23 protein-coding genes are annotated in these 26592 nt (G+C 52.8%); 17 read left to right on the top strand and 6 right to left on the bottom strand.

Annotation, left to right across the window (positions count from 1 at the left end; all coding sequences use genetic code 11):
• The first annotated feature begins 4 nt into the window (after positions 1 to 4).
• The 4 genes from M3223_RS20110 to M3223_RS20095 are packed head-to-tail and all read left to right on the top strand — an operon-like array spanning position 5 to position 5623.
• A complete protein-coding gene (locus M3223_RS20110; RefSeq protein ID WP_251564961.1) occupies positions 5 to 2308 on the top strand; it encodes a hypothetical protein in 2304 nt (767 codons plus the stop codon).
• Positions 2274 to 3233, top strand: a complete 960-nt coding sequence (locus M3223_RS20105) for a hypothetical protein (protein WP_251564959.1) — start codon at positions 2274 to 2276, stop codon at positions 3231 to 3233. The genes M3223_RS20110 and M3223_RS20105 overlap by 35 nt, the downstream gene beginning before the upstream one ends.
• Positions 3234 to 3271: 38 nt before the next feature.
• Positions 3272 to 3745: an A24 family peptidase gene (locus tag M3223_RS20100; RefSeq protein ID WP_251564957.1), complete on the top strand. Its 474-nt coding sequence runs from the start codon at positions 3272 to 3274 to the stop codon at positions 3743 to 3745.
• Positions 3746 to 3763: 18 nt separating this feature from the next.
• Complete coding sequence (locus M3223_RS20095; RefSeq protein ID WP_251564955.1) at positions 3764 to 5623, top strand: DUF6382 domain-containing protein; 1860 nt, start codon at positions 3764 to 3766, stop codon at positions 5621 to 5623.
• 26 nt (positions 5624 to 5649) lie between these two features.
• Here M3223_RS20095 and M3223_RS20090 read toward each other — a convergent pair whose 3' ends face one another.
• The 3 genes from M3223_RS20090 to M3223_RS20080 all read right to left on the bottom strand — a co-directional run bounded on the left by M3223_RS20090 (position 5650) and on the right by M3223_RS20080 (position 7678).
• Positions 5650 to 6573: a TIGR01777 family oxidoreductase gene (locus tag M3223_RS20090; protein ID WP_251564953.1), complete on the bottom strand. Its 924-nt coding sequence runs from the start codon at positions 6571 to 6573 to the stop codon at positions 5650 to 5652.
• A gap of 28 nt (positions 6574 to 6601) precedes the next feature.
• Positions 6602 to 7108, bottom strand: coding sequence for a hypothetical protein (locus M3223_RS20085; protein WP_251564951.1), 507 nt, complete (start codon positions 7106 to 7108; stop codon positions 6602 to 6604).
• Positions 7109 to 7240: 132 nt separating this feature from the next.
• Positions 7241 to 7678: a DUF2621 domain-containing protein gene (locus tag M3223_RS20080; protein WP_251564949.1), complete on the bottom strand. Its 438-nt coding sequence runs from the start codon at positions 7676 to 7678 to the stop codon at positions 7241 to 7243.
• Positions 7679 to 7788: 110 nt separating this feature from the next.
• On the opposite strand from M3223_RS20080, the gene M3223_RS20075 reads away from it, so the two are divergent.
• The 4 genes from M3223_RS20075 to M3223_RS20060 all read left to right on the top strand — a co-directional run bounded on the left by M3223_RS20075 (position 7789) and on the right by M3223_RS20060 (position 12612).
• On the top strand, positions 7789 to 8919 hold the full coding sequence (locus M3223_RS20075) for a deoxyribonuclease IV (RefSeq protein ID WP_251564947.1): 1131 nt from the start codon (positions 7789 to 7791) through the stop codon (positions 8917 to 8919).
• Between the two features lie 49 nt (positions 8920 to 8968).
• A complete protein-coding gene (gene purU, locus M3223_RS20070; protein ID WP_251564945.1) occupies positions 8969 to 9868 on the top strand; it encodes a formyltetrahydrofolate deformylase in 900 nt (299 codons plus the stop codon).
• 242 nt (positions 9869 to 10110) lie between these two features.
• Entirely contained in the window at positions 10111 to 12129 is a 2019-nt protein-coding gene (tkt, locus tag M3223_RS20065; protein ID WP_251564943.1) for a transketolase, read from the top strand.
• 165 nt (positions 12130 to 12294) lie between these two features.
• Positions 12295 to 12612: a pyrimidine/purine nucleoside phosphorylase gene (locus M3223_RS20060; RefSeq protein ID WP_251564941.1), complete on the top strand. Its 318-nt coding sequence runs from the start codon at positions 12295 to 12297 to the stop codon at positions 12610 to 12612.
• A gap of 124 nt (positions 12613 to 12736) precedes the next feature.
• On the opposite strand, the gene tatC is transcribed toward M3223_RS20060, so the two are convergent.
• Positions 12737 to 13501, bottom strand: coding sequence for a twin-arginine translocase subunit TatC (gene tatC / locus M3223_RS20055; RefSeq protein WP_251564939.1), 765 nt, complete (start codon positions 13499 to 13501; stop codon positions 12737 to 12739).
• Between the two features lie 61 nt (positions 13502 to 13562).
• A complete protein-coding gene (locus M3223_RS20050; protein ID WP_251564937.1) occupies positions 13563 to 13784 on the bottom strand; it encodes a MerR family transcriptional regulator in 222 nt (73 codons plus the stop codon).
• Positions 13785 to 14078: 294 nt separating this feature from the next.
• Here M3223_RS20050 and M3223_RS20045 point away from each other — a divergent pair, with 294 nt between their 5' ends.
• The 3 genes from M3223_RS20045 to M3223_RS20035 are packed head-to-tail and all read left to right on the top strand — an operon-like array spanning position 14079 to position 16481.
• Positions 14079 to 15683: a flavin monoamine oxidase family protein gene (locus M3223_RS20045; RefSeq protein ID WP_251564935.1), complete on the top strand. Its 1605-nt coding sequence runs from the start codon at positions 14079 to 14081 to the stop codon at positions 15681 to 15683.
• An 18-nt stretch (positions 15684 to 15701) separates the two neighbouring features.
• Entirely contained in the window at positions 15702 to 16259 is a 558-nt protein-coding gene (locus M3223_RS20040; RefSeq protein ID WP_251564933.1) for a RidA family protein, read from the top strand.
• A gap of 42 nt (positions 16260 to 16301) precedes the next feature.
• On the top strand, positions 16302 to 16481 hold the full coding sequence (locus M3223_RS20035) for a twin-arginine translocase TatA/TatE family subunit (RefSeq protein ID WP_251564932.1): 180 nt from the start codon (positions 16302 to 16304) through the stop codon (positions 16479 to 16481).
• Positions 16482 to 16611: 130 nt separating this feature from the next.
• Here the strand turns inward: M3223_RS20035 and M3223_RS20030 are convergent, their stop codons facing one another.
• A complete protein-coding gene (locus tag M3223_RS20030; protein ID WP_251564929.1) occupies positions 16612 to 17424 on the bottom strand; it encodes a helix-turn-helix domain-containing protein in 813 nt (270 codons plus the stop codon).
• A gap of 126 nt (positions 17425 to 17550) precedes the next feature.
• On the opposite strand from M3223_RS20030, the gene M3223_RS20025 reads away from it, so the two are divergent.
• The 6 genes from M3223_RS20025 (at position 17551) to M3223_RS20000 (ending at position 26365) form a co-directional block, all read left to right on the top strand.
• The gene (locus tag M3223_RS20025; protein WP_251564927.1) at positions 17551 to 19800 is read left to right on the top strand and encodes an FAD-dependent oxidoreductase; all 2250 of its coding nucleotides are present in this window, start codon (positions 17551 to 17553) and stop codon (positions 19798 to 19800) included.
• Between the two features lie 85 nt (positions 19801 to 19885).
• Positions 19886 to 21661 carry a cache domain-containing sensor histidine kinase gene (locus M3223_RS20020; protein WP_251564925.1) on the top strand — a complete coding sequence of 592 codons (1776 nt, stop codon included), beginning with the start codon at positions 19886 to 19888 and terminating at the stop codon, positions 21659 to 21661.
• A complete protein-coding gene (locus M3223_RS20015; protein WP_251564924.1) occupies positions 21639 to 23045 on the top strand; it encodes a response regulator in 1407 nt (468 codons plus the stop codon). Before M3223_RS20020 ends, M3223_RS20015 begins: the two co-directional genes overlap by 23 nt.
• A gap of 143 nt (positions 23046 to 23188) precedes the next feature.
• The gene (locus tag M3223_RS20010; RefSeq protein ID WP_251564921.1) at positions 23189 to 24520 is read left to right on the top strand and encodes an ABC transporter substrate-binding protein; all 1332 of its coding nucleotides are present in this window, start codon (positions 23189 to 23191) and stop codon (positions 24518 to 24520) included.
• A gap of 62 nt (positions 24521 to 24582) precedes the next feature.
• A complete protein-coding gene (locus M3223_RS20005) occupies positions 24583 to 25458 on the top strand; it encodes a carbohydrate ABC transporter permease (protein WP_251564918.1) in 876 nt (291 codons plus the stop codon).
• A gap of 22 nt (positions 25459 to 25480) precedes the next feature.
• The gene (locus M3223_RS20000) at positions 25481 to 26365 is read left to right on the top strand and encodes a carbohydrate ABC transporter permease (protein WP_435368033.1); all 885 of its coding nucleotides are present in this window, start codon (positions 25481 to 25483) and stop codon (positions 26363 to 26365) included.
• Positions 26366 to 26592: the final 227 nt, after the last annotated feature.

The raw sequence follows: 26592 nt of genomic DNA, 5'->3' as shown, positions 1-26592 counted from the left end.
TGAGATGGCTAAAAGCATTTGGGGACGGCGGTGTACAGACGCCTCTGGCGCCGTAACGGTGTGGACCTGCATGGTCGTGTCCGCAGTCCTCCTGCTCATGGCTCTGTTGATTGATTTTTCAAGGATTGCGGCATTTCGTTACAAGCTCGACAGTGCGGCACAGTCGTCTGTTCGCTCGGTTCTTTCCGCATATGATGAGCAGCTCTATGAACGGTACGGCCTGTTTGGACGGGGAGGCAGCAGCGCGGATGAGCTTCTGGCGCAAGCGGTAGCAGGCAGCTTGAATAGCTCTACGCCTTCTGGAGAGAGTCAGGTCCGAACGTTCGACATGCTGAAAATGGAAGTGAGGGAGAGCTCGGTGCAGCCTGCTCTAATGCTGGGGGAATGGCCTGTATTGCGCCGTCAGATAGAGCAGGAAATGAAGTATAAAGGGCCGATTGACCTGACAATTGAGCTGCTGGATAAGTTTCGACCGCTTCAGCCATCCATGAAGCAAACAGCTGCAACGGTTGATACGATACAGCAGGCGGAGAAGATTTTTGAGCGCCGGCAAAAAGCTCTGTCCGAGATGATGGGTCAATTGGATGCCGCCGCCGCGTTAGGAAGAGAAACGGCTGCAGACAAGCTGGTGCCGCTTGCCGGTGCGGGAGCGGCTGCCGCAACCTTCAAAGAAGCTGCGGACGGATACGGAAGTTATCTGGCCTGGATTACGATGGATAATGCAGCAATGGATGCCTACAATGCTGCATTGCAGACGGTAACTGCTTCAGTTGTGCAGCCCCCGGCTTTTCCCGAGCTAAATACGCAGCGTATTCAGCAGTATGAGGCTAATGCGGGAGAGGCGGCGTCAAGGCTGCTTGATATTGCCGCGGCTGCGGATCAGCACCAGCGGCTCACCGATAAAGCACGCGAACAATTTATGCTGGCGCACCAAGAGGAAAAAGCTTTAGAAACGCTTGCTAACCGCTCTTCCACGAATGCTGCTTCCGCACCGCCAAGAACTGCTGCGCGTGAGCCGGGAGCAAGTGACAAGTCGGGGGCCCCTGATATCGGAACGGGGGTTGCGGATGCCTCCAGCCTGCTGCTTGGACAAAGCTGGTTTGATGAGACTCAGCAGCTTCTTGAGAGCCAAGCGGAGAGGTTTCGGCTATTTGCCGCAGACGCCAGAGAAGCGGGCAAACGGCTTGAAGGAGCTCTTGCGAAGCATGACCCGCTGCAGATTCCGCTGCTGAAAGGAGATGCCGGGGATTTGCAGGAGCGGTTATCCCTGTATTGGCAGGCTTATATCGATCCCGGCCGGGACATGGAGCGATTGAAAAATCTTGTCACCAATACGGATAGCAGCAAGCGGCAGCGGGAAGCGGAGAAAAAGAAGGCCGCTTCATTATGGAGGCAGGCAAGGGAGCTATTGGATGGTTTCAACAGCCTCAAAGCATCCGCCGCTGAACTGGAGCTGTTTCAAAAAGTGGAACGGCTCGCTGAAAATAACAGGATTTTCAACGAAAGGCTCCTTTCTGGAGGCCCTCCACAGGACGAAACGTCTATCAAACAGAATCAAGAGCAGCGTATCCAGAATTCATCAGGCGCTGACGAAGCAGCCGCTCAATCCCAAAAACTTGGCGGCAGCGTTATGGACGGCTTGAGTTCAATGTTGGGAGCAGGCGGAGAGCGGCTGCTTGCCGCTGAGTATGCGGCTCGAAGATTTACTTCCATGGACCCGCGCAGACTTCAAACCTTATTTGCAGGCGGCATGGCGCAAAGCGGTGCCACCGAGCTAACCTCAATTGAATATCAGGAGCTGGAATACATTTTATATGGATTCAGCAATCCGGCAGGCAATCTTGCAGCGGCTTACGGGGAGCTGTTCGCGCTGCGGCTTGCTATTCGCACGATGGAAGGCCTCATTGTTAATAAGGGTGCAGGCAATCCGCTGCTTGTGCTTGCCATGTCCGTTGTATATGGCTTGCAGCAAACATTGCAAGATTTCAAATCCTTAACCACGGTTGGCGAGGTTGAGCTCTCCAAGTATGCTCCGGCAAAGCTGACTTATTTGGATTACATGCGGTTTTTCTCTATTATGCATGGCTCGGGCAATGCTCAGTTAAGCCGGATGACCGGTATCATTGAACACCGTACCGGAGCAAAGCTGTCTGAAATTCCTACTGGGGCTTCCGTCGCCATGCAGGGTTCGCTGCCGCTTTGGTTTTTGCCGGGGCTTACGAAGCTCGTCGGAGCGAGCGGCGTTCTGGATGGACAAGTGTCAGGAGGACGATATGAAGCGACTTCGCTTGCGGGATGGTCGTACTAAAGCCGCAATCATGCGCAGCGAGCAGGGCTCTATACTGCTGGAAGCTGCGCTGGTTTTACCGATTTTCCTGCTGCTGCTTGTCTTTTTATCAGCATTTATCCAGCTTGCGACAACGGAGACAGCGCTGCAGAGGACCGTGGACAACACCGCCAAGCAGATTGCCGCCCATATCAGACCTGCTCAGCTGCTGCGGCAGGAGCTGGATGCAAGGCTGAATGCAGCGCAGGCGGCGAGCCAACTCCCTCTGCCGGCGTGGAGCGAAGCTGCAGCTCAAGCAGCAGGTCATCTACCTATGCCTGCGGGCCAGCTGACTGAAGCGGTGCTTAATGGCAACTGGCAGCCTGCGGTGGATTGGGCAGCGAGCGAAGCAGCCCGGCCAGCGCTGGAGCCTTTGCTGCGGGAGTCTGCGGAGAACACGTTGCTAAATAAGGAAAGGCTGAGCCTTTCCCGTGTTCAGCTGCCGGATTTAACAACCGGAGAAAATGCTTTTTTGCTGTTGGAGGCGGAATATGAATTTCCGATCCGGGTACCGTTCACAGGCGAGAAAATTATCCTTCGCAGAACCGCTATGGAGCGAGTGTGGATGGCGGATTCAATTCCTGCCGCAGCAGGTAAAGTACTGGGCCCGGAGCAAGGAACCGTTCGAATTACCGGACTTACGCCTGTGCCTGCAAAACCGGGACGCAAAGCAACGTTAACTGCTGTTGCCGCACCCGGCGCACAGGTAACGCTGGAGGTGCGCTACAAAAGCGGAAACAGTGTATCGCGCCACGTCGGAACCAAGACGGCCGATTCCACCGGCAGGGTGGAGTGGACTTGGCTCGTCTCGGGAAACACCACAGCCGGCATTTGGGAAGTCATCGTAACTAGTTCAGATGGAGGTACGGCGACCATGCCGTTTCATGTTCAGAAAAAAGCTGGATGAGCCGGATTTTATGATCTTATCAGGGAAGGATGACGTATTTGTCAGGCTTAATTTGGAGCGGCACAGCTCTGCTGCTTGGAGCGGCGTTTTGGTCTGATGTGCGCACCATGCGTATACCCAACATTCTAACAGGCGGTTTTTTCGTTGGCGGATTGCTGCTGCATTCGATTTCAAACGGTTGGGACGGTTTTTGGCAAGCGATGTTAGGCGCGGCGGCAGGATTTCTTCCGCTGCTGGTGCTTTATTTGCTTCGTGGCATCGGTGCAGGAGACGTGAAGTTATTTGGAGCAGCCGGAGCGTGGCTTGGCGCTGCTTCCGTGCTGGAGCTAATGTTATATTCCATGCTCCTTGGCGGAATTGGCGGCGGAATCTACTTGCTGGCCGTTAAAGCTGTCCGGTTTAAACCGGCGGAGTTGTCGGATACGGAGAGTGTTAGGAAACAGACCCTAGTACGGTTTCCATTCATGCTGGCCGTATTGCCGGCTGCAATTGTTATGAAGCTATTGGCTTGACACAAGGAGCGGCTATGGATGATTAGAGGAGAACGGAAAGGGAATGGGAGCATGCGCTTTTTTCAGGCTGATTATGAATGGAATCGGGAACATGAGCTTATTCTGACGCGGGCTGGAGGGATTTCGAGAAATGAATTGGAAGATATGGAGCTCGCGATGCTGGAAGATGTTCGAGTCCCCGGCCTTCTGCCAATCGAATGGGAGGACACCAACGGTACGATTCGACTGCGTTACCGGTTAACCGGCAAAAGAATGCTGAAGCAGCGAATCGAGGAAGGCTTGCAAGGGCCGGATGAGCTTTATCAGTTGTTATACGGGATTATTTCGGCGGTAGAGGAATGCCGGTCCTGTCTGCTTGTTCCGGATAATTTGCTGCTGGACGAATCGTTTATATTTGTCGGCGAGACATGGAACGATTCTGGGATGGTGTATGTTCCGATGCGCGCGGAAACGGTGCAGGACTTGCCGCTACGGGCAAGATTGCTTGCTTTGGCAGCAATTTGCGCAGGATCGGCGAGGCGTACCGATATGGAGCTGCCCTCCGTTCTAAAGGAAATAGGAGACGAAAAAGTCCCGCTTTCCAGGCTGAAGCAGAGATTATTGATACTGTCTGTTAACATTAACGGAATTCAATCCGTCGCTAACGGCAATGATCTGAGTGAAAGTTTTCTGTCGGATTCAAGCCGTTCAGCAGATAAAAATCGTGGTTCAAATTCTCAACGAATATCCGACCCGGGGCGTGTTTCGGATAGCAGCGAAACGATGAAGCCTAGCTCTTTTGATTCAAGCTTTTCTCAGGAGCGATCGGCTGGGATGGATGGGTTAGGTCAAGCGTTTGTACGCAAGCATATGACGGAGGAGCAAAGTTTGCTGTCCGGTCTGAAGGGGAGACGAATGGGAGTGCGTACGGCAGAGGAGCTTCTGCCCCTGCCTGCTTCAGAGTCCGTTATATTGGACGAGACGGAACTAATGGTTAAAAAAACGCCAAACCGGGCTGTCCTTACCCTTGCGACAGCTGCTTTTGCGGCGCTGCCCTGGAAGCTTCTGTACGGAAGCAATCCAACAAAATCGAATCAAATCATTTGCATCGGCGCCGCTTTGCTGGCCTGCGCAGTGCTTGTTCGAATCTGGAGAAAACGCGAAGCCTCGGAGCTGGAAGCAGGGCACGGCAGTATACGGGAGGCAAATTCCGAGTTGAAATTTGAGCCGGATTCAGGGCCGCTTGCCTTTAAGGGCGGACAACGCTGGGCCCAAGCGGAAACCCCGGAGCATATGGAGGAAGAGCGACACAGTGGGTCAAAAGAAAGGCCGGATGCCTTAGGCAACGTGGAAACACGGTTTCAAAAGCCTGTTTATGGAGACGAAGCCGACACGTTGAAGCAAGCCGCTTCAACTAGACTGAAGCAACAAGGTGCAGCATTGAGCACATCGGGCGGTCATAACAATCAAGCGATTTTGCAGATTCAACAAACAAAAGCGGATACGCGGATTGCTGCAGCCAGTAACTCGGAACGGACCGTATTGCTCGGGGTTAACAACGAAAAGTCCGGCCGATCTGAGAGCAGACGGCTCGTACGCAACCGGGACGGCGTTAAGGAGAGCATGGAGCTGCCCGCTGGAACTACCACAATAGGGCGTTCTAATGAAGCGGCGCAATGGGTCGACTCTACAAATGGAATATCGCGGTTGCATCTGGAAGTCTATTGCGGCCCTGACGGCTGCACGGCAAAGGATCTTGGCTCGCGGAACGGATCGTTATTAAACGGCAGAATGATGATTCCTTATAAAAAATACAAGCTGGAGAACGGGGACGTTCTTCAGCTTGCAGGCGCCGGTATCTATTCGTTTGAACAGCATGAATCAAGCAGGGCAGGTTAAAGGTATGGTTGCGGAGTGAGAAGCCTTCACGATGAATGCTTGCCAACCAGGTCGTTCAACGCTTCACTGATGGAGGGATGCCGGAATTGAAAGCCTGATGAGATAGCTTTAGCCGGGAGCACCTTCTGTCCTTTCAAGAGCAGCTCGGACATTTCGCCGAGCAGGAGCCGCAACGGAGTTGCAGGTGCAACTAGCCAATAGGGCCGGCCAAGAGCAGCTGCGGCAGCTCTGCCGAACTCGCTGTTGCGGACTGGCTCAGGCGATACGGCATTAACGGCTCCTTCAAGCGATGGATGCTCCAGCGTATGAATAATAAGCCGAATCAAATCTTGTTTATGTATCCATGATATCCATTGATCACCGCTGCCCAACGGGCCGCCCGCCATCATGCGGAAGGGGAGCAGCATGCTCGGCAGGGCGCCGCCCGATGCCCCCAATACGATGCCAAAGCGAAGCAGTGCAATTCGTTTCGCGGGAATTGCTCGTGCTGCATGCTCCCAGTCCCGTACAACCGAAGCTAAAAAGTCGCCCTCCGAAACCGGGCTATCCTCGGTAAATGTTGCGGAATCCGAAAAGCCGTATGCATTGACTCCAGATGCCTGCACAAGCACATCAGGCGTCAGGCCCGCTCGGTTAAGCGCAGCGGACAACGCAGAAGCGGCGTTTATTCGAGAGCTGCGTATGCGCTGTTTCGCAGCATTGGTCCAACGCTGGCTAATAGTTTCTCCAGCCAGATTAACAACCGCATCAACGCCTTTCAGCAGAAGCGGATCTTTCTCAAGCTGCTGCCAGCTAATTTGAACAAAGCTCCCGGCTGGGCTAAGCCCAGTGCCGGAAGCTTTGTTCTCCGCCGAGCGGGATATAATCCAGCCGGAATGTCCCGCCTCACTTAAAGCCTCTATAAGTGCCTGTCCGACAAAGCCGGTGCCGCCTGTAACCGCGATGTTCAATCTGCACCCCTCCGCTCCGTTTCCATTATCAAGATTGTTTTTCAATGGAGATAAGCCAAGGTTGCTTCACCTTGCTCCCGGTATCGGTTTCGATTTCTTTAACGATATAGCGGAATTTGACGGAGTCGCCGAATTCGAAGTTTTTCATTTGCTCCATTTGCTCCGTGGCCGCCTGGAAAACAATTGTATCCGTCTTTGTTTCAATCTCTGCGGAATGTCCGTCCGCCAATCCATTAAACGTTCCCGTACCCTGCTGCTCCTGGGACTGGGTAGCAGGTGTCTCGTTTTTTTGACCAGGATCAGGCTTATCAGGAGTCGGCGTAGCTTCTGCAACCGGTTCGCCTGCGGAGTCTGGCCCTACGTCAGATGAGCCGTCCACGATTCCGCTGCCTGCCGTGTTCTGTGTATTGGCGGAGGAATTGCTCTGAACGCCGCAGCCTGCGGCAAGCAGCAGCATGGATGCAAGCGCGATGCTCGCTGGCGCCAGGCTGTTTTTTCTTTTTCCGTTTAAACGTCTTGTCATCATCAGGTTCATCGTGGGCACCTCCAAGGTAGTATTCGCTACCTTTTCTTACCCTTGCTGGAAGAGCGCCAATCCGCACCTATGACCTGAATTAACTAAGCACCCGCGAAGCTGTGGAGATTCAAGTAATGCTTGCGTATTCCATCAGCGGTTCAGCAAGTGATGATAGGCCGAGTAGTCAATACCGCGCTTGTCGAGAAAGGTAACAAGACTCCGGTAATCCCGCTTCGGCGTAGCGCGAATATAACCTTCTATGCAATGGGCGCGGGTCACTTCGCTCGAACCGCTTTCAACGGCGACTTGTCCGATTCTGGCCGCAATGGAATGTTTGGCGATATCACGGAACGGCCCCGGAACAGGGGAAACGAGCTCCTCTAGCAGCTCCTTGGCATCCTCGGTCCACATGCTGCGGCTTCGATCAACCCAGTAGTTTTGCCAGTCCAGCTTGGACTTGCCGTCGCGTTTCGGAAGCACCTTCAGGAATTTGCGGAACATAAAATAACCGCCTATAGCCATCGAGCCAACCATCACAAACGCCCAAAAAACGATAAAAAACATAAACCATTCTGGAGTATCCTTCATTAATGGAGTCACCTCATCCAAATTATAGCCGATTCCTAGCTTTATTTCGATGCACCCTGTAGAATAAGACTAATTGTTTTCTTAAATTATTTTCGAAGGGCGGTTGAAGCATGCTAAAAATCGGCTCTCATGTATCCTTTAGCGATAAAGGACTGGTTACAGCGGCTCAGGAGGCCATTTCGTACGGTTCCAGCTCATTTATGATCTATACCGGCGCGCCGCAAAATACGAGGCGAAAACCGATTGATTCCCTATATATAGAGGAAGGCAAACAGCTGATGGAAAGCGCAGGCATTGGAGAAATTGTCGTGCATGCGCCATATATCATTAATCTCGGCTCTTATAAGGAAGACACCTTTGAGCTCGCGGTTCGCTTTTTGCAGGAAGAAATCCGCCGTACCCATGCGATCGGCGTGCGCAACATCGTGCTGCACCCTGGCGCCTATACGGATAAGGATGCGGAGTTCGGCATCAACCGGATCGCCGAAGGTCTGAACGAGGTATTGTCCGGCGTGGAAGAGACGGATGTCAATATTGCGCTGGAAACGATGGCGGGCAAAGGCACCGAAATCGGCCGCACGTTCGAGGAGCTGGCGGCGATCATGGACAAGGTTCAAAACAACAACCGCCTGACGGTCTGCCTTGACACTTGCCATATGCATGACGCCGGCTATGATCTGGCAGGCGATCTGGACGGAGTACTGGAGCAGTTCGATCGCATCGTCGGGCTGGACAAGGCCGCGGTTGTGCACGTCAACGATACCAAAAATCCGCTCGGCTCCCATAAAGACCGCCATACTCCAATCGGTTCGGGCTGGCTCGGTTATGATGCGCTCCAATCGATCGTGCATCACGAGGCGCTTGCCGGCCGGCCGTTCATTTTGGAGACGCCATGGATTGGCAAAGATCCGAAAAAGCAGCGTCCGATGTACGAGGCCGAAATTGCGCTTCTGCGCGGCGACGGTATGGAGCGGTTCGGCGAACGTTTTTACGATCAGCTGGAGAGACTGCATCATTTCTTCGGCAAGCAGGAAATCGACCGCCGTACCTATGTGCTTTCCGTATGGGATACGATAAAAAGCGACGCCAAAGCCCGCAAGGCCGACCCGCGCGAGCCGATGGAACGGCTTTATGATCTCGTTCGCGAGTCCGGCGAGGACTTCAGAGATACGGCCGAGGAAGAATTGAATCAGCTGATTACGTACTGGTTCGCCGGCAAACAAGCGCTCGTCAACGCCTGAGCAGAGCCGATCCTACTTTAATTTTTCATGGAAGGAAGACCCAATTCTTATGCCTCACTCCTATCAATCATCCCAGGCCGGTTCCGAAGCGAACTCCGGCCGGGCACGGATGCTTATCTCCTGTCCGGATCGTCCGGGCATCGTTGCCGCAGTTTCTCAGTTCCTGTATGAGCACGGCGCGAATATTGTGCAATCCGACCAATATACGATGGACCCGGAAGGCGGAATGTTTTTCATCCGCTTTGAATTTGACCTTGCCGATATGGACAAGCAGCTTCCTGTTTTGCAGGAGGACTTTACCCGCGTAGCCGACCGCTTTGAGATGAAGTGGCATACGTTCCGTGCCAGCCGCAAGAAACGCCTTGCCATTTTTGTCTCCAAAGAGGACCATTGTCTGCTTGAGCTGTTATGGCAGTGGCAGGCAGGCGATCTGGACGTCGAAATTGCTATGGTTATTAGCAATCATCCCGACATGCGCGTGCTTGTGGAGTCGTTCGGAATTCCCTATCATCATATTCCGGTTACGCCGGAAACAAAAGCGGAAGCGGAACGCAAGCAGCTGGAAACGATCGGCCGCAACGCCGATTTGATCGTTCTGGCCCGTTATATGCAAATTGTATCGCCAAAAGTAATCGAGCAGTTCCCGAACCGTATTATTAACATCCATCACTCCTTCCTTCCGGCGTTTGTAGGCGGCAAGCCGTACGCGCAAGCATACAACCGCGGCGTCAAAATTATCGGCGCTACGGCCCACTACGTCACCGAGGAGCTTGACGGAGGACCGATTATTGAGCAGGACGTGCAGCGGGTAAGTCACCGCGACGACGTTCCAAGCCTGAAGCGGATCGGCCGTACCATTGAACGTGTTGTTCTCGCCCGCGCTGTCAAATGGCATGCCGAGGACCGCATTCTTGTTCATCAGAACAAAACGGTCGTTTTCCACGGTTAACCATTCATGAAACCTTCATGCTGAGTCCGGCGCTGCCTAATGGCAATGCCAAATTCGGAATGGTACAATGTTTCTCATAGTGCAAGGCGGCGCACAGGCCGTATTAAACCGCAATCTGCACAAACTGTACCTTTCTGGTACAGTTTGTGGGCTTTTTACGCATGAGCACTTCTGCCCCTAACGGCTTAGCGGCGCATCCTGCAACTAGCATACGAACCGCCAAAACTGGAGGAGAATGAACTATGGCTATTACCCAAGCTACGATTGACCAGCTATCCGTAACAACGATCCGCACGCTTTCCATCGACGCAGTCGAAAAAGCAAAATCCGGCCATCCCGGCATGCCGATGGGAGCAGCTCCTATGGGCTACCAGCTGTTCGCCAAATCGATGACGCACAATCCGGCTAATCCGACCTGGATTAACCGCGACCGCTTTGTGCTGTCCGCAGGCCACGGCTCGATGCTGCTTTACAGCCTGCTGCATCTTTCCGGTTACGATCTGTCCATCGACGATCTGAAAAGCTTCCGCCAATGGGGCTCCAAAACGCCTGGACATCCGGAATTCGGCCACACGGCTGGCGTTGACGCTACGACCGGTCCGCTCGGACAAGGTGTCGGTATGGCAGTCGGCATGGCAATGGCAGAGGCTCATCTGGGGGCCGTTTACAACAAAGACAATCATGAGCTGATCAACCACTTCACCTATGTTATTTGCGGAGACGGCGATCTTTCCGAGGGTATTTCCAACGAAGCGGCTTCCATGGCTGGACATCTTGGACTCGGCAAGCTGATCATGCTGTACGATTCCAATGATATTTCCCTGGACGGCGAGCTCAATCTGAGCTTCTCCGAAAGCGTAGAAAAACGTTTCGAAGGTTACGGCTGGCAGGTGCTGCGCGTAGAGGACGGCAACGATCTTACGGCGCTGGCTGATGCAATCGCCAAGGCGCAAGCCGAAACAGGCAAACCGACGCTGATCGAAGTGAAAACGGTGATCGGCTACGGCAGCCCAAACAAAGGCGGCAAAGGCGGCCATGCTGGACCGCACGGCAGCCCGCTTGGCGCAGAAGAAACGGTATTGACCAAGAAGTTCTATGAGTGGGCTTCTGAAGAGCCATTCTTCGTGCCGGACGAAGTTCGCGCTAACTTTGCAGAAGTGAAGCAAAAAGGCGAACAGGCCAATGCGGCTTGGGACGAGCTGTTCGCAAAATACGAGCAGGCTTATCCGGAGCTTGCGCTTCAATTCAAACAATCGGTAAGCGGCGACCTGCCTGAAGGCTGGGACTCCAAGCTGCCGGTATACTCCACGGAAGACAAACCGGTATCGACTCGGGTTGCATCCGGCAACGCGTTGAACGGCCTGGCGCCTAACGTGCCGGCGCTTGCCGGCGGCTCCGCCGACCTGGAAAGCTCCACGATGACCCATCTGAAGGGTATCGACGTATATAAAGCGGGCAGTTATGCCGGCCGCAACATCTACTACGGAATTCGCGAGTTCGGCATGGCAGCGGCGATGAACGGCATGGCGCTGCACCAAGGCATGAAAGTATTCGGCGGAACGTTCTTTGTATTCACCGACTACCTGCGTCCGGCTGTGCGCCTGGCAGCTCTGATGGGCCTGCCGGTAACGTATGTGCTCACGCATGACAGCATCGCGGTTGGCGAAGACGGCCCTACGCATGAGCCGATCGAGCAGCTTGCCAGCATCCGCGTGATCCCGAACCTGACGGTTATCCGTCCGGCTGACGGCAACGAAACGTCCGCGGCATGGGCATACTCGCTGGAGAACAAGAAAAACCCGGTTGCTCTCGTATTGACTCGTCAAAATCTGCCGATTCTCGAAGGAACGGCGGAAAAAGCACGCGAAGGCATCAAACGCGGCGCTTACGTTGTCTCCGAAGCAGCAAGCGGCAAGCCGCAGGTTCAACTGCTGGCTACTGGCTCCGAGGTTCAATTGGCTGTAGCGGCTCAAAAAGCGCTGGCTGAAGAGGGCATTCAAGCTCGCGTCATCAGCATGCCAAGCTGGGATCTGTTCGACAAACAGGACAAAGCATACCGCGATTCCGTCCTGCTGCCGGAAGTTAAAGCCCGTCTGGCGATTGAGATGGCGCATCCGTTCGGCTGGCACCGTTACACAGGTGACGGCGGCGCGGTGCTCGGCATCGATACGTTCGGCGCATCCGCTCCTGGCGACCGCGTCATCAAGGAATACGGCTTCACAGTTGAAAACGTTGTGGCAAAGGTGAAGGAGCTGCTGTAACACGCTCTGCGTAACCGATGTGACTGATCCAGCCGGAAAAGGCCTAGCCTTTTCCGGCTTTTTCTGAGCAGAATAGTATGATATGCTAAAGCGGTAAAGAACGCAGGAGCGGCGAGCGCCAGAGCAACGCCGGTTAACCCCAACCAGAAGGAGAACTGAAGATTTATGTCCCAATTCGAGAACGTCACCGCAGTCAAAAAAGCCAATGTTTACTTCGACGGTAAAGTTACGAGCCGCACGGTTATTTTTCCGGATGGCACCAAAAAAACGCTCGGCATCATGCTCCCGGGCGAATATGAATTCGGCACTGATACAAAAGAAATTATGGAAATTCTTGCCGGCGATTTGAAGGTGCAGCTGCCGGGCAGCGAGGAATGGATCGTCATTCAAGGCGAAGGCGAGTTTACCGTTCCGGCAAACGCTAAGTTCAAGCTGGTCATTAACAGCGTAACGGACTACTGCTGCAGCTACATTCAAGAATAGCCAAAAGCCCGTTAAGCCGCTGTTAAGCCATCGTGGAGCAATGATTGGTCATCATTCACAGGCAGACGCGCGTTCTGAATTCACTCCGGTGAATTCGGCGCCGTCTGCCTTTTTATGCTGCACATTAATATTCGATGCTTCCGGCTGTGCCCAGTGCCGCTTCTTGACGTTCCGCACGTTGTCGGAATACGACTCCGGACAACCAAACGCTGATTTCATACAGCACAATGAGCGGAATGAACACCATAAAATGAGAAACAAAATCCGGCGGTGAGATGAGGGCGGAAACGATGACCAAAACCAGATAGGCGTATCGGCGCATCCGGCGCAGTCTTTGCGGGGTCAAAATGCCGATTGTGGTGAGGAACATAACTACGACGGGGAGCTCGAACGCCAGCGACACCGGCAATATAATATTCATCATAAAGCCTAAATATTGAGAGATCCCGTAGGTTTCCACCAACTCAAGCTTCCGGGAAATAGTTACGGTGAAGGAATAGCTCATCGGGAAGACAACATAATAGGCGAAGGAGAGGCCGATGGCAAAACATAGAACGGTATAGGGGATATAGCGGAGAGCCAGCTTTTGTTCGGTACGGCTGAGTCCCGATTTTACGAATTGCCAAATTTGATACATGATGTACGGCAGTGTAACAGCTGCGGCAAAAAGGAGAGCGATATTCATGTACATTCGCAATCCGTCCCATGGCGAGAACACATTCCAGCTGATTTCGGAAGCGGGAGGAATCGTTTTGAGATGATTAAGAATAATTGGGGAGACGAACAGTCCTCCTCCTGTCGATAAGGCAACCATGATAAAGATGCGGAGGAGCCGTTTGCGCAGTTCCTTGAAATGTTCCATTAGCGGCATGCTGCTGTCAAATTCCATTTGAGCACCTGCTTTCACAGTAACGATTTATCGTACATGGACTATTTATACAAACAGCTGTTTACAGTTGCCCCATTTTCCTGAGCTCCACCGTTTGAAATCCATCCTGAAGCTTTTGATGAATGGTTTTGATTCTTTCAACGTCCGAAAAAGAATAGCGCCGCATGCCGCCTGGAGTTCGCAGCGGAAAGATAAGCTGTCGTTGTTCATAGTAACGAATTTGCCGGGCAGTTAATCCGGTCAGTTCACGGACGGTCCCCATACTCATTACTTTTTTTTCCATATTACGACCTCCAGTTCTGAATTGATGTTAGGTGATTTGTTTGGATGTTATATCTGCGGCATGTTTTTTATACTACGCATTGCAATATTATCTGTATATATGACTTTGGGCTCATCTGATATGGAGTCGAAAGATTCATAATAGCAAAAAAAATATGTGTTTTGGACTAACTTATAGGAAATTCGAAATCGATAAAAAACTATAATGTCACATTTAGTTACATGAAATAAAGACGTCAAGGAAGGGCATGTGTTACTTTTGCTTTGTAAATCACGGCAAAGGAGAGGTTGCAGCATGCACAATCAGAATCAGCCGCAGGACATGAGCCGCAGAAAATTTCTGACGACAGTCGGGAAAATCGGCGGATCGGCAGCTTTGATGAGTGTGATGGGAACGATGGGGCTGCTTTCACCCGACACAATTAAAGCATCCAGCTACACGCCTCCGGGGAAAAGCGACCTGTCTTTGGCTGGACGCAACGGCAAAAAAATCATTATTCTTGGCGCAGGCATTGCCGGTATGACAGCCGCTTATGAGCTCGGAGAAGCGGGTTATGATTGTACAATTCTGGAGGCGAGGGCACGCTCCGGCGGACGAATCTGGTCGGTGCGCCGGGGCACAACCATCGCCGAAACCGGCAGTGCCAAACAGGTTGCCCGCTTCGCTCCCGGACTTTATCTGAACGCGGGGCCGATGCGGATTCCGCAGTTCCATGCGACGCTGGATTACTGCCGCAAATTCGGCGTTCAGCTTGAGCCGTTCAACAACGTCAATGACAACGCCTATTATTACAACGAAAACGTAGGCACGCTTTCCGGACAAAAAATCCGAAAGCGCGCGGCTAAAGCCGATGTCAGAGGTTACATATCGGAGATGCTGGCCAAGGCCGTCAACCAAAAGGCGCTGGACCTGCCAATTACGCCGGAGGAAAAGGAAAAGCTTGTCCAATATTTGAGAACCGAAGGTGATCTCGACGCTGATCTGTTTTACAAAGGCTCTTCACGCGGCGGGTACAAGGATGAGCCGGGAGGGCGTCTCGATGCCGGGGTAATTCGAGATCCGTTTGATTTGAAGGCAATTCTCAACTCCGGCCTGGGCAATTATTTCAGCAGCGAGTACGGGTATGACCAACAGATGATGATGTTCCATCCGGTCGGTGGCATGGATGCAATTTCGAGTGCTTTTGAGAAGCGGCTCGGCAATCGGATCAAACATCACTCCGAGGTGAAAGAGATTCGGCAGTCGGATTCTGGCGTTCGGGTTGTGTATACAAATATGCAGACAGGCCAGACGTTAGAGCTTACCGCAGACTATTGCATCTGCACCATTCCGCTCCCGGTGCTCAAAGATATTCCGGCAGACTTTTCGCCTGCAATGAGTCAAGCGATCCGAAGCGTCAACTACGCCTCGGCCGGCAAAATCGGCATGCAGTTCAGCCGCAGATTTTGGGAAGAGGACGACCAGATTTACGGCGGCAATACGCTGACGAATATGGATATCTCCTCCATTTATTATCCGCCTACCGAATATTTCGGCAAAAAAGGACTGCTGCTTGGCTACTATACGTTCGGCTCCAACGCCGACAAGCTGGGGGCGATGACCTTCAAGGAACGCGAAGATTACGCGCTGAAGCAGGGAGCCAAAATCCATCCTCAATATTACAAGGAGTTCGAAGCTTCTTTTTCGGTCGACTGGAAAAAAATCAAATACAATTTAGGCGGCTGGGCGTCCTATTCCCAAGATGCCCGTAAAACGTACTATCCGACGCTCTGTAAGCCGGATCGCAGAATTTATTTGGCTGGTGAACATTTAAGTTATTTGACCGGTTGGATGGCTGGCGGCATCGAATCGGCTAGGCAGGTTGTAGCGGACATTCATGAACGCGTATTAAAGGCGTAACGAGGAGGCGCATTCAAAATGAAAATATCTTTGAAAAAATGGGTGCCGGCGCTTTTAGTCGCATCCTGCTTTGTCGGGGCAAGCGTATACGCCGCAGGGTCGGACAAGCCGAACAAGCTGCCGCTTGAGCCGGTGCATGAGGCTGAATTTTACGGAAGCCCGTCCTCTTCCATATCCAGCGCGGTGGCCATTCCAGAAGGGGCGGCAACGTTTCATACGAGCGGAACCGTTCCGCCGATGCTGAACAAAGAAGGCAAAACGCTCTATGAGCGGTATGGAGATACCAAAACGCAAGGCATCGGTATATTAAAGGAAATTGAGAAGCAGCTTAAGGAACAAGGACTCACAATGAAGGATGTTGTGTATTTGCGGGTTTATTTAGTGGCCGATCCCGCCAAGGACAATAAAATCGATTACACGGGCTGGTTTGACGCCTATGCCCAGTTCTTCAACACAAAAACCAATCCGGTTAAAACGGCACGCTCTACCGTTGGCGTGGCGGGACTCGTCAACTCGGATTGGCTGATCGAGATTGAGGCGGTAGCGGTCTACCCGCAGCTCCATAACCAGGACTAATGCGGCGGGTGAGGCGGAAATAAACACATAGGAGTGAGGCGCATGCTGCAAAATATCGGATTCCCCGGACTTGTCATGATTTTGATTGTTGTCCTGATCGTATTTGGACCATCTAAGCTGCCAGAGCTGGGAAGAGCCGTAGGAAGAACGCTACATGAATTCAAGTCCTCCGCCAAAGAGCTTGTTAGCGACCATAAAGAAGAGAAGGCAGCCGAGAAATAGAAGTTTTGACGGCAGCCGCGAATAAAGGCAAGAGCCCGCTCGTCCTCAGGACGCAGCGGGCTTTTTCATGAGCGCAGCCAATAAAGGCGTTGACCTTGTTAGGGTAGCGACTGCGTTTACGCCTGACCTTTTAAATGCGGAACCGGCTGCGGTATTCCGACGGGCTTGTCCCAACTTGCTTTTTAAATAGCCGGCTCAAATAAAAGCCGCTTTCGTATCCGCATTCCTCGGCGATTTCCTCCAACGTAAACGACGTTTCCGTCAGCAGGGTCCGGGCCTTTTGCAGGCGGATCGATTGCTGGAGGGCGGAGGGAGACAGCCCGTAGCGGGCTTTAAACCTCCGGGTCAGCTGAACTGGCGACATGCCAAGCTCGCTGGCCAGCTCACCGAGACTTAACTGGCGGAGCGCGGTCTCTTCAATTCTTAGTCTGGCTGTGCGGAGCAGCGGATCGCCGCTGTCGTCCCGGTTCGACTGCGCATGAGCGGGCTGGGAATTCTCCCAGGCGAACTGCATCAGCAGATCGGAAAGCAAATGGGCACTCCATTTCTGGCAAATTTTTTCCTTAGCGGTCGCATTGGCGGCTGCGCAGTTGCGCAGCTGGAAGAGAGTATTGAGCAGACGCTGTTTATCGCTGAACGTCAGCTTCAATGGGGAAAGCGGAATAGTGTCGGACCGATTCAAAGTTTTGGCCGCCTTGAACGACAAAAAATGAAATGTGACCGGGTCCAGCACTTCACGGTTAAATTTTACGCCAGGCGGACATAATACCGCTTCAGAAAATTGGGCGCTTCCGCTTAACGAGCCGATTTTGAAGCGGAATCCGCCTTTCTCCACGGCAAACAATACCCAATATTCATAACGGTCCGAGGCTAGCTGAAACTGCGTTTTATTTTCCCAATACGTATGGTCGACGAAATCGGGATCCGGCAGAATAATGTTCATTTGGCGCACCTCACCATTGAAATAAAAGATATGATTTTTGATAAAAAAGTGCATGGATAGCGTTTTCTAGCCTTATTATAATGAAATTAAGGATATAATAAAAGCTCAACTCTGGAGGTTGTCAACGTGAGAACAGAAACCTTTCAATGTGATGTAACAGTCATCGGCGGCGGTTTGGCAGGGGTCTGCGCAGCGGTAGCGGCGGCAAGACTGGGCCAAAAAGTGGCGCTTGTCCAAAATCGTCCGGTACTCGGGGGCAATTCCAGCAGCGAAGTACGGGTATGGGTTTGCGGCGCTACGGCGCATGGCAATAACCGTTATGCTCGTGAAACGGGTATCATGGGCGAAATGTTCGTCGAGAACCAGTACCGCAATCCGGACGGCAATCCTTATCTGTGGGATCTGGTCGTGCTGGAAACGGTGCTGGCCGAAAGCAACATCACGCTCTTTTTAAATACAGATGTGCACGAGGCGGAGGCGGAGGGCCCTGCCGAGGACCGCAAAATCCTCTCCGTAACGGGCTGGATGGCCGGCTCCGAGCGTAAAATCACGTTCAAGAGCCCGATGTACATTGATTGTACGGGCGACGGCCTTGTCGGCTTTTTGGCCGGAGCGGGCTTCAAGATCGGCCGCGAGGCGAAATCAGAATACAACGAAGATTGGGCACCGGAAGTGCCTGACGGAATTACGCTCGGCAGCACCATCCTGTTCTATACGAAGGATGTCGGCCATCCGGTTAAATTCGTAGCTCCTTCCTTCGCACGCGATATCGAAAATACGACGATTCCAATGCGCCGGGTTATCCGCAGCGGCTCCAACGGCTGCGACTACTGGTGGATCGAGTTCGGCGGCGAGCTAGATACGGTTCACGACAACGAGCGCATCCGGGACGAGCTGTGGGCCGTCGTATACGGCATTTGGGACTATATTAAAAATTCCGGCAAATTTGAAGACGCGGCCAATATGACATTGGAGTGGGTTGGCGCTGTTCCGGGCAAACGCGAATATCGGCGTTTTATCGGCGACTACACGCTGAACCAAAACGATATTATGGCGCAGGAGCCGTTTGAAGACCGTGTTGCATTCGGCGGCTGGTCGATCGACCTGCATCCGCCGCAAGGCGTGTATGCAACCGAGAGCGGTTCAAAACACTTGCATGCGGACGGCAACTACCATATTCCGTTCCGTTCCCTATACTCTTCAAACGTTAACAATATGATGTTCGCAGGCCGAAACATCAGCGCTTCTCACGTTGCGTTCGGCACAACCCGCGTCATGGCGACCTGTGCGGTTATCGGCGAAGCGGCTGGCTCGGGCGCAGCGCTGTGTGTGCAAAACTCCGTCACGCCGCGCGAGCTGCATGCCGGCCATCTGACAGAGCTGCAACAGACGATGCTCCGCCAGGATGCATCCATTATCGGCCTTGCCAGCAGAGACGAGAAGGACCTGGCGCTTGGCGCCAAAGTAACGGCTTCCAGCACATATCGTTCCATCGCAGTGGAGCAGTCCGCTGGCAGCCATGTGCTTGAAAGATCCGCTGGCATTTTGTTCCCGGTTGATCCGGCGCTGGAAGGTGTCGAGTTGCTCGTGGACGTGGATGCAGCTACAACTTTAACCGTAGAGCTTTGGGATACGGGCCGCGGAGAGAACTATGTTCCGGCTAACCAAGTTCAATCGGTAGATATAAACCTGCAGCCTGGCGAAAAGCAGTGGGTGAACGTTCCGCTGGAATGGCAGCCGCAGCAAGCGCAAAACGCATTTGTCATCGTACGCAAAAACACTTCCGTCAGCCTGCATGCAGGAAACAAAAACCTAAGCGGCGTGCTGGCGTTTAATCAAACGTTCGTACCTGCCGTTGCTGTGGAGCTGGAAGACCGCAGTCCGGAGAAGCTGATTCATCAGTGGTCGATGAACGGAGTAAGACGCAGCCCATGGTGCTTCCGCGCCAAAGGCGTTAGCCAGGCCTACGCGCCAGGCAAAGCAGTCGGCGGTTACATCAGACCTTACGGCGGACCGAACCAATGGATGTCCGAGGAGCTGAGTGGAAGTCCGCAATGGCTGGAGCTGTCATGGGATGCTCCTCAGGCCATTTCCGAAGTTCATGTTACCTTCAACGATGATGTGAACGAGGACCTGATTAATCTGCATCATCACCGCACTGATTTTGAAATCATTCCGGAGCTGGCGAAAAAATACGTCATTGAAGGAAGCAACGGCGGCGATTGGACATTGATTGCCGAGGAATCGGACAACCGGAAACGGAAGCATGTATACCGTTTGGCGGAAAAAACCAGCCTTTCTCGTCTTCGTCTGACCGTGCTTGAAACGAACGGAAGCTCTTTTGCGGAGCTGATTGAAATTCGCGCGTACGAATAAATTTAAAATCAACCAAAAGAGCCTGGATTCCAGGCTCTTTTTTCTACATACTAAACCCTATACAAGCAGTAAATGGAGGGGCAGCATGAAACGATGGATTCCGCAGACGCTTCGCTGGAGATTGTTTTTCGCCTTTTTATTATTGGTTATTCTGCCGATTGTCGGCACCAGCCTGATTGTTTTCCAGCGTTTTGAAACCGTTCTCCGTGATCAAGTGAGCACGCAGAACTTACGGCAGATGGCTTCCGTAACGGAATCATTGGAAGGTCTGCTTAACGTTGCGAAAAAGACGTTTACGCTGCTGGAGCAGGATTCAACCGTCAGCTCGATTTTAAAGCAGCCGGATGTCTCTTCATCTTATGCTTCTCTCCTGGAAACCAAAAAAATGGACGAGAAATTCAGCTCGATCAACAACAGCGTGTTTATCGCCAGCTCATTTGTGTACTATACCGTGCTGGATCAGTACGGTCATATTTACACTTCCTACGGGCCAAGCCGTGAGCTTGATTACGCGGATTTGCGGAAGGACAAGCCGATGCTGGACGCCTTTGTCGGTTCGGATACGCCGGACTGGCGGCTGGAGAAGGGCGGCGTAAATTCCGTTTATGGAATCGCCGCTCCTCATCTGGCGCTGTACAAAAGCTTGCGCGACTCCAGCAACCGGATTTATGCCATCGTAAGAATTGGCGTTGATTATTCCAGCCTGTTCCGCAGCGCAGCCACCAATGCGGAGCCTGAATCCCGCTATGAGCTGGCGGATGGCAGCGGAAACGTATTGGTCAGCACCGCAAAAGGCGGAGCCTCGCAGGCGCAGCCTTTGGATACATCAGTCTGGGAAACGTCGGGGACGAGCCAGCAGGATCATCTGATGGTCAGTTACGCCGCTGTGCCGAGCCTGGGCTGGTTCGTAGTAAAAAGCATTCCGACCAAGACTTTGTTTGCTGAAGTCAACCGGATCAAACAAACTCTGCTTTTTGCGATGGTCGCGATTATGGCGTTATTTGTGCTGATGACCTTTTTAATATCTAATACAATAACGAGGCCGCTCCGCCTGCTGCGCAAAAAAATGAGCCATATGACAGACCTAAACCTGAAGGTGCAGCTTGCGCCTGATAAATTCCGCGGAGAGATGGAAGTATTCGTCAAAGGATTTAACCGGATGGTGACGGATATGGAGGAGCTTATTGCCCGGCTGAAGGTGGAGGAGCGGCAGAAGGAATCGATGCGCTTCCAGGCGCTTTTGTCCCAGATGAACCCCCATTTTCTGCTTAATACGCTGAATACGGTCAAGTGGCTGGCGCTTGGGCTTGGCGACCGGCAAATTCCCGCTGCCTGTGAATCGCTTGGCAAGCTGGTGGAGGCTGGAATCCGTCTGGATGTCGATCTGATTCATCTGGAGCAGGAGCTGCAGCTCGTGGAGCATTACTTGTTCATTCAGCAGCTCAAATACGACCAGGCCTTCCGCTACGAGGTCGACCTGCCGGAACCGCTGCGTTACTCTCTCGTGCCGAAGCTGAGCCTGCAGCCGCTCGTTGAGAACAGCATTTATCACGGGTTTTCCGGGCTGGACATACAGGGCTGCATCACGATCCGCGTCTCTCAAATAGGTCAGCAAATACGCATCATGGTGGAGGATAACGGAAGAGGTCCCAGCAGCCAGCCATCTGACGAAGGCCATAAGGGCCAAGGGATTGCGCTGCAAAATTTACGGGAGAGGCTGGCGCTTCTGTTCCGGGGAATGAGCTCGCTTGAGCTTGAGCCGCTGCCGCAGGGCACACGGGTAACGATTACGATCCCGCTGCTCATTTCCAATCCCTATTCAAATGGAGGCGATCTTAATGTGGACGGTGTTGTTGGTTGAGGACGAAGCCTTTGTGCGCAGATCGGTCCGCAACGGCATTCCTTGGGAGGAGAACGGCTTCACCGTAATTGGAGAATGCTCCAACGGGGAAGAGGCAATGGAATGGATTGAAAAGGAAACGCCGGATCTGGTCGTGACGGATATACGGATGCCGGTCATGGACGGGATCCAGCTGCTTCAGCAGGCGAGCGAACGTTTTCCCCGGACGCGGTTTATCATGCTGACCGTTATGAACGATTTTGAGCATGCGCAGCAGGCGCTCCAGCTCGGGGCTTCCGGGTATGTACTGAAGCTGTATCTGACGCCGGAAAAAATGGCAGAGGCACTGCTCAAGGTTCGCCAGCAGCTGGAGCGTGACCGGCAGATGTCCGCGACGCTTGGCGACCGTTTGAGAGCGATGCTGTTTCAGGTGTATGAAAAAGAAGACGGGGACGTCACGGCCGAACATGGCGTTTTGCCTATTGATCCCACTGACTATCCGTACCTGAGGGTCATCCTTCATGAATGGGACGCGCCGGATGCGGCCGGCGGCGAGATAAGCGCAGGCAACCGGAACGTGCTGGCCTGCAGCCGTTACGGGATGACGCTGCTGCTTTCCCGCAAACCGTTTGTGGACGCGCCTGCTTATCCGCATGTGAGCGCTAAATGGGCATTCCCCGATACGATGCGCAATATCAGCCTTCAGCTATTTGGACGTCTGGACGAGCTATGGCATGCCGGAAAACGCGGAGGTTACCTGCTTGCCGGACAAAAGCCTATTCATCTTCCGGCAGGTATTCCGTGGCCTCTCGAAAAAGCTGTGCTGCAAGCATTTGAGCAAAAACATGCCAATGAGCTTGAAGCCGGCTTAAGGCGGATATGGGACTGGATGACGGAGCAGCGGCTGCCCGCCGCCTCAGTCCGTCTGCATGCGCTTCGCCTGCTGCGAAGGCTCTCCTCGCTAAGCGGACAAGCCGCTGTTGAGGATGAGCTGGAGGCGGCTCTTTCCCATGAAGCGGCAGGTCAGGCGCTGGCACGTTCCTGTTTGGAATTGCTTAACCGCTGGCGCCAGGCGGCAGGCGAGCTGTGCGATCATCCCGACGTCAATCGGGTTATTTTGTACATGCACGAGCATTTCAGCGAAGATATAAGCCTTGCGCTGCTAAGCGGCATCGCGATGATGGATGATAAATATTTGAGCGTGCTGTTCAAAAAGAAAATGGGCTGCAATTTGACGCAATATCTGCTCGACATCAGGCTTAAACACGCCTGCCGCCTGCTGCGTGAAACTGATGCGCCGATCAGTGAAATCGCGGCTGCCTCCGGCATGCCGAACGAAAACTATTTCTCGAGGGTATTCAAGCGTGAAACTGGTATAACGCCAAGCGCATACAGGCAGCGCTAAAGCCTTCGGAATTATTGTGCGAGCTAACATCAAACTTTTGTGCTATCGGAACAAGATTTTGTTGCTTCGACCTCTCAGCGGCCGCTGTTATAGTGAAGATGTAAAAAGAAAACGCATTCAACTCCTTGGGAGGTCAAAAAAACATGACAAACAAACGCAAATGGGGAACAGCGGCATTAAGCGTACTACTGGCAACTAGCCTCGCTGCTTGCGGCGGCGGCAACGAAGCAACAAACGGCGCGTCACCTTCGCCTGGCAGCGGCAATTCCGGCGGTGATTCCAAGCCGGTCACACTGACGATGTGGGGCGGGGTACCGGCTGAAGCGGGTCCTCAGGCTGTCGTGGACGCCTGGAACGCGGAAAACCCGGACGTGCAGGTGAAATACGAGCGCTTCGTCAACGACGATGCCGGCAACCTGAAGCTCGACACCGCACTGGCGACAAACCAAAACATCGATCTGTATGTCACGTACAACCTGCCTGTGCTGGTCAAGCGCGTCGAAGCAGGCAATGCGCTTGATCTGAACACATACGGCGATTACAACATCGATGAGAAGATGGGCGAGGACGCCAAAGCCTGGAAGGTTAAGGACAGCTACTACGGCATGCCGACCAAAAAGAACGTATCGTTCGTATGGCTGAACAAAAACGCGCTGGATGAGGCTGGTCTGCCGGTTCCTCCGCTGGACTGGAACATGGGCGATCTGCAAAAATACGCCAAAGCGCTCACAAAAGAAAAACGTTTCGGATACGTAATGGACATGTCCGCTTACAACAGCATTTTTGACGGCACAAACGCCGGCTCCGGATATACGAAAACGGACGGAAGCTCCAACCTGGACGATCCAAACGTGAAAAAAGCGTACGAAACGCTGTACAACATGCAGCATACGGACAAATCGATGCCGACGCTCGGCGAGCAGCTGACCAGCAAAATGCCGACCGACGCCGCGTTCCTGAAAGGCGAAGCAGCTATGCTTGGCGCAGGCGAATTCGTATTCCGCAGCGCGAACAACCTGAAGGATTTCCCTCATGACTTCCAAATCGCGTTTGCCATGATTCCAAAGGTGAGCGCAGACCAATCGAACTTTAAATACCCGGGCGGTCTCGGCGACGTTATTTCCATTAATCCGAAGTCCGAGAACAAGGACAAAGCTTGGGAGTTCCTGAAATGGTACGCCGACGGCGGAATGAAGCCGCTTGCTGCAGGCGGACGCATTCCAGCTTCCAAAGACGCCGACATCGGCGCTGCTCTCGACACGCTGCTTGGCAGCAACAAAGAAGGCTACGACGTAAAATCCCTCGAAGAAGTTGTATTCGGCAAATTCCCGACCTACACGGTTCCGCTCTCTCAGCAAGTTGTTGACGCGCGCCGTGAAGAATACGAGAAATACTTTACGCAGTCCCAATCCATTGAAGATACCTTGAAAAACACGGTTAAGCGTCATAACGATTTCGTTAAAAACAGCAAATAGGCGATAACGGAGGGGTGCCCGCAAAAGCGGCGCTCCTCCTGTTTCCCGGAAAGGAGCTCAGCATGAACTGGAACCGAAAGCAGCAGCTGACCGGGTATTTGTTCATCTTGCCAAACATGATCGGCGTCATTCTGTTCTTTGTTATTCCCGCCTTGTTCTCGCTCGGCATCATGTTTACGAACTACAAATACACCTCTCCCAATATTGAGTTTACAGGTTTGGATAATTTCAGTCGTTTGTTCCAGGACCCGATCTTTTATCAGTCGCTTGAAAATACAGCGATTTTCCTCGCCGCAGTACCGATATCCATCGCGCTCGCCTTTTTTGTCGCACTGGCGCTTAATCAAAACGTTTATCTGAAAAACATGCTGCGTACGATGTATTTTCTGCCCTATATTACGAGCGGAGTTGCCGTATCCTTCGTCTGGATGCTGCTGTTCCAGCCTTCGCAAGGCATTATCAATAACACTCTGCGAAGCATCGGCATTGCAAATCCTCCTGGATGGCTGTCTACAACGGACACCTCCATGTTCGCCATCGATATTATCTGGATCTGGTTCCTGCTGGGCTACAATATGATTATTTATTTGGCCGCTCTGCAAGAGGTACCGCAAGAGATGCTGGAGGCTGCGCGCATCGACGGAGCAAGCCGCTGGAGAACAGTGGTCAGCGTTATTTTCCCGCTCGTAAGCCCTTCGACCTTCCTGCTGCTCATTACCGGTCTTATCTCCTCGATGAAAACATTCGGCATGATCCAGGCCGTAACGCAGGGCGGGCCGGGCAACAGCACAACGATTCTTTCCATGTATGTGTATCAAAATGCATTCCGCTATTACGAAATGGGCTACGCTTCGGCTATTTCGTGGGTGCTGTTCGCCATTATTTTCATCATTACTATGATTCAGTGGGTCGGCCAGAAAAAATGGGTACATTACTGAACTTCGAAAGGAAGCAGCCCGCATGAAGCCTTCATCTACCGCTTTAGCACCAGCCGCAGCGGCCGGCTCTTCCCGCTCGAAGAGCCGGGTATCCGTTGGCAAGCTGATCATGACCGCTGTTATGATTTTGACAGGATTGTTTATGATTCTGCCGTTCATCTGGATGATCAGCACCTCGTTCAAATCGCCAAGCGAAGTATTCGACTATCCGGTGAGCTGGATTCCCAAGGCTCCTTCGCTTGAGCATCATCTCAAGGTATGGACGGGCGAGGACAGCTTTGTCCGCTACTATTACAACTCGCTCAAAATCGCCGTCATCTGTACAATCGGAGCGACCTTTTTATCCGCATTCGCCGCCTACGGCTTTGCGCGCACCCAGTTTAAGGGCAGGAACCAGCTGTTTTTGCTCTATCTGTCCATGATGATGGTGCCGCCGCAAGTGCTGTTCGTTCCGAAATTTATCCTGTTTGACAAAATCGGCATTTACAACACGCATCTGGCGTTGATCCTGCCCGGCCTGTTCACAATCTTCGGCGTGTTTCTGCTCCGCCAGTTTTTCATGTCCATTCCGAACGATATTACGGAATCGGCGTTTATCGACGGGGCCGGCCATTTCCGCATCTTCTTCAGGCTGCTCATACCGCTGGCGAAGCCGGCATTAGCAACTTTGGCTATTCTCGACTTCTCCTGGATGTGGAACGATTACGAGAATGCGCTCGTCTTTCTGCTGGACCGGGAGCTCTACACGGTTCCGCTCGGGATGCAGAACTTTATCCTTGAATTCAACGTCGATTACAACGGCATGATGGCCGCCACCTCCGCCAGCATCGTTCCGATGATTATCGTGTTCCTGCTTGGCCAGCGCTTCATCATCCAAGGCATTACCGGCTCGGCTGTCAAGGGCTGATTATTGGTGTAAAAAGAGCACCCGCTGTATGCACGCATTCCGATGCGTGTGTACAGCAGGTGCTCTTTGGCTGTTTGAAGTTCAAAAATGTGGAGAGTGAGTGATATTATCCCCTCGTGGTAGACAGTGAAAAAAGAGTTCATGATATCATGAATCTAACACTGTTGACCGGAGGGGATTTTATTATGCCACCAAAGAAGGGACAGAAATTTAATCGATACGATGAA

This window comes from Paenibacillus pasadenensis, from assembly GCF_023715725.1.
GTDB classification, from domain to species: Bacteria; Bacillota; Bacilli; order Paenibacillales; family Paenibacillaceae; genus Paenibacillus_O; species Paenibacillus_O pasadenensis_A.
This window is presented reverse-complemented; position numbering and strand designations above follow the sequence as displayed.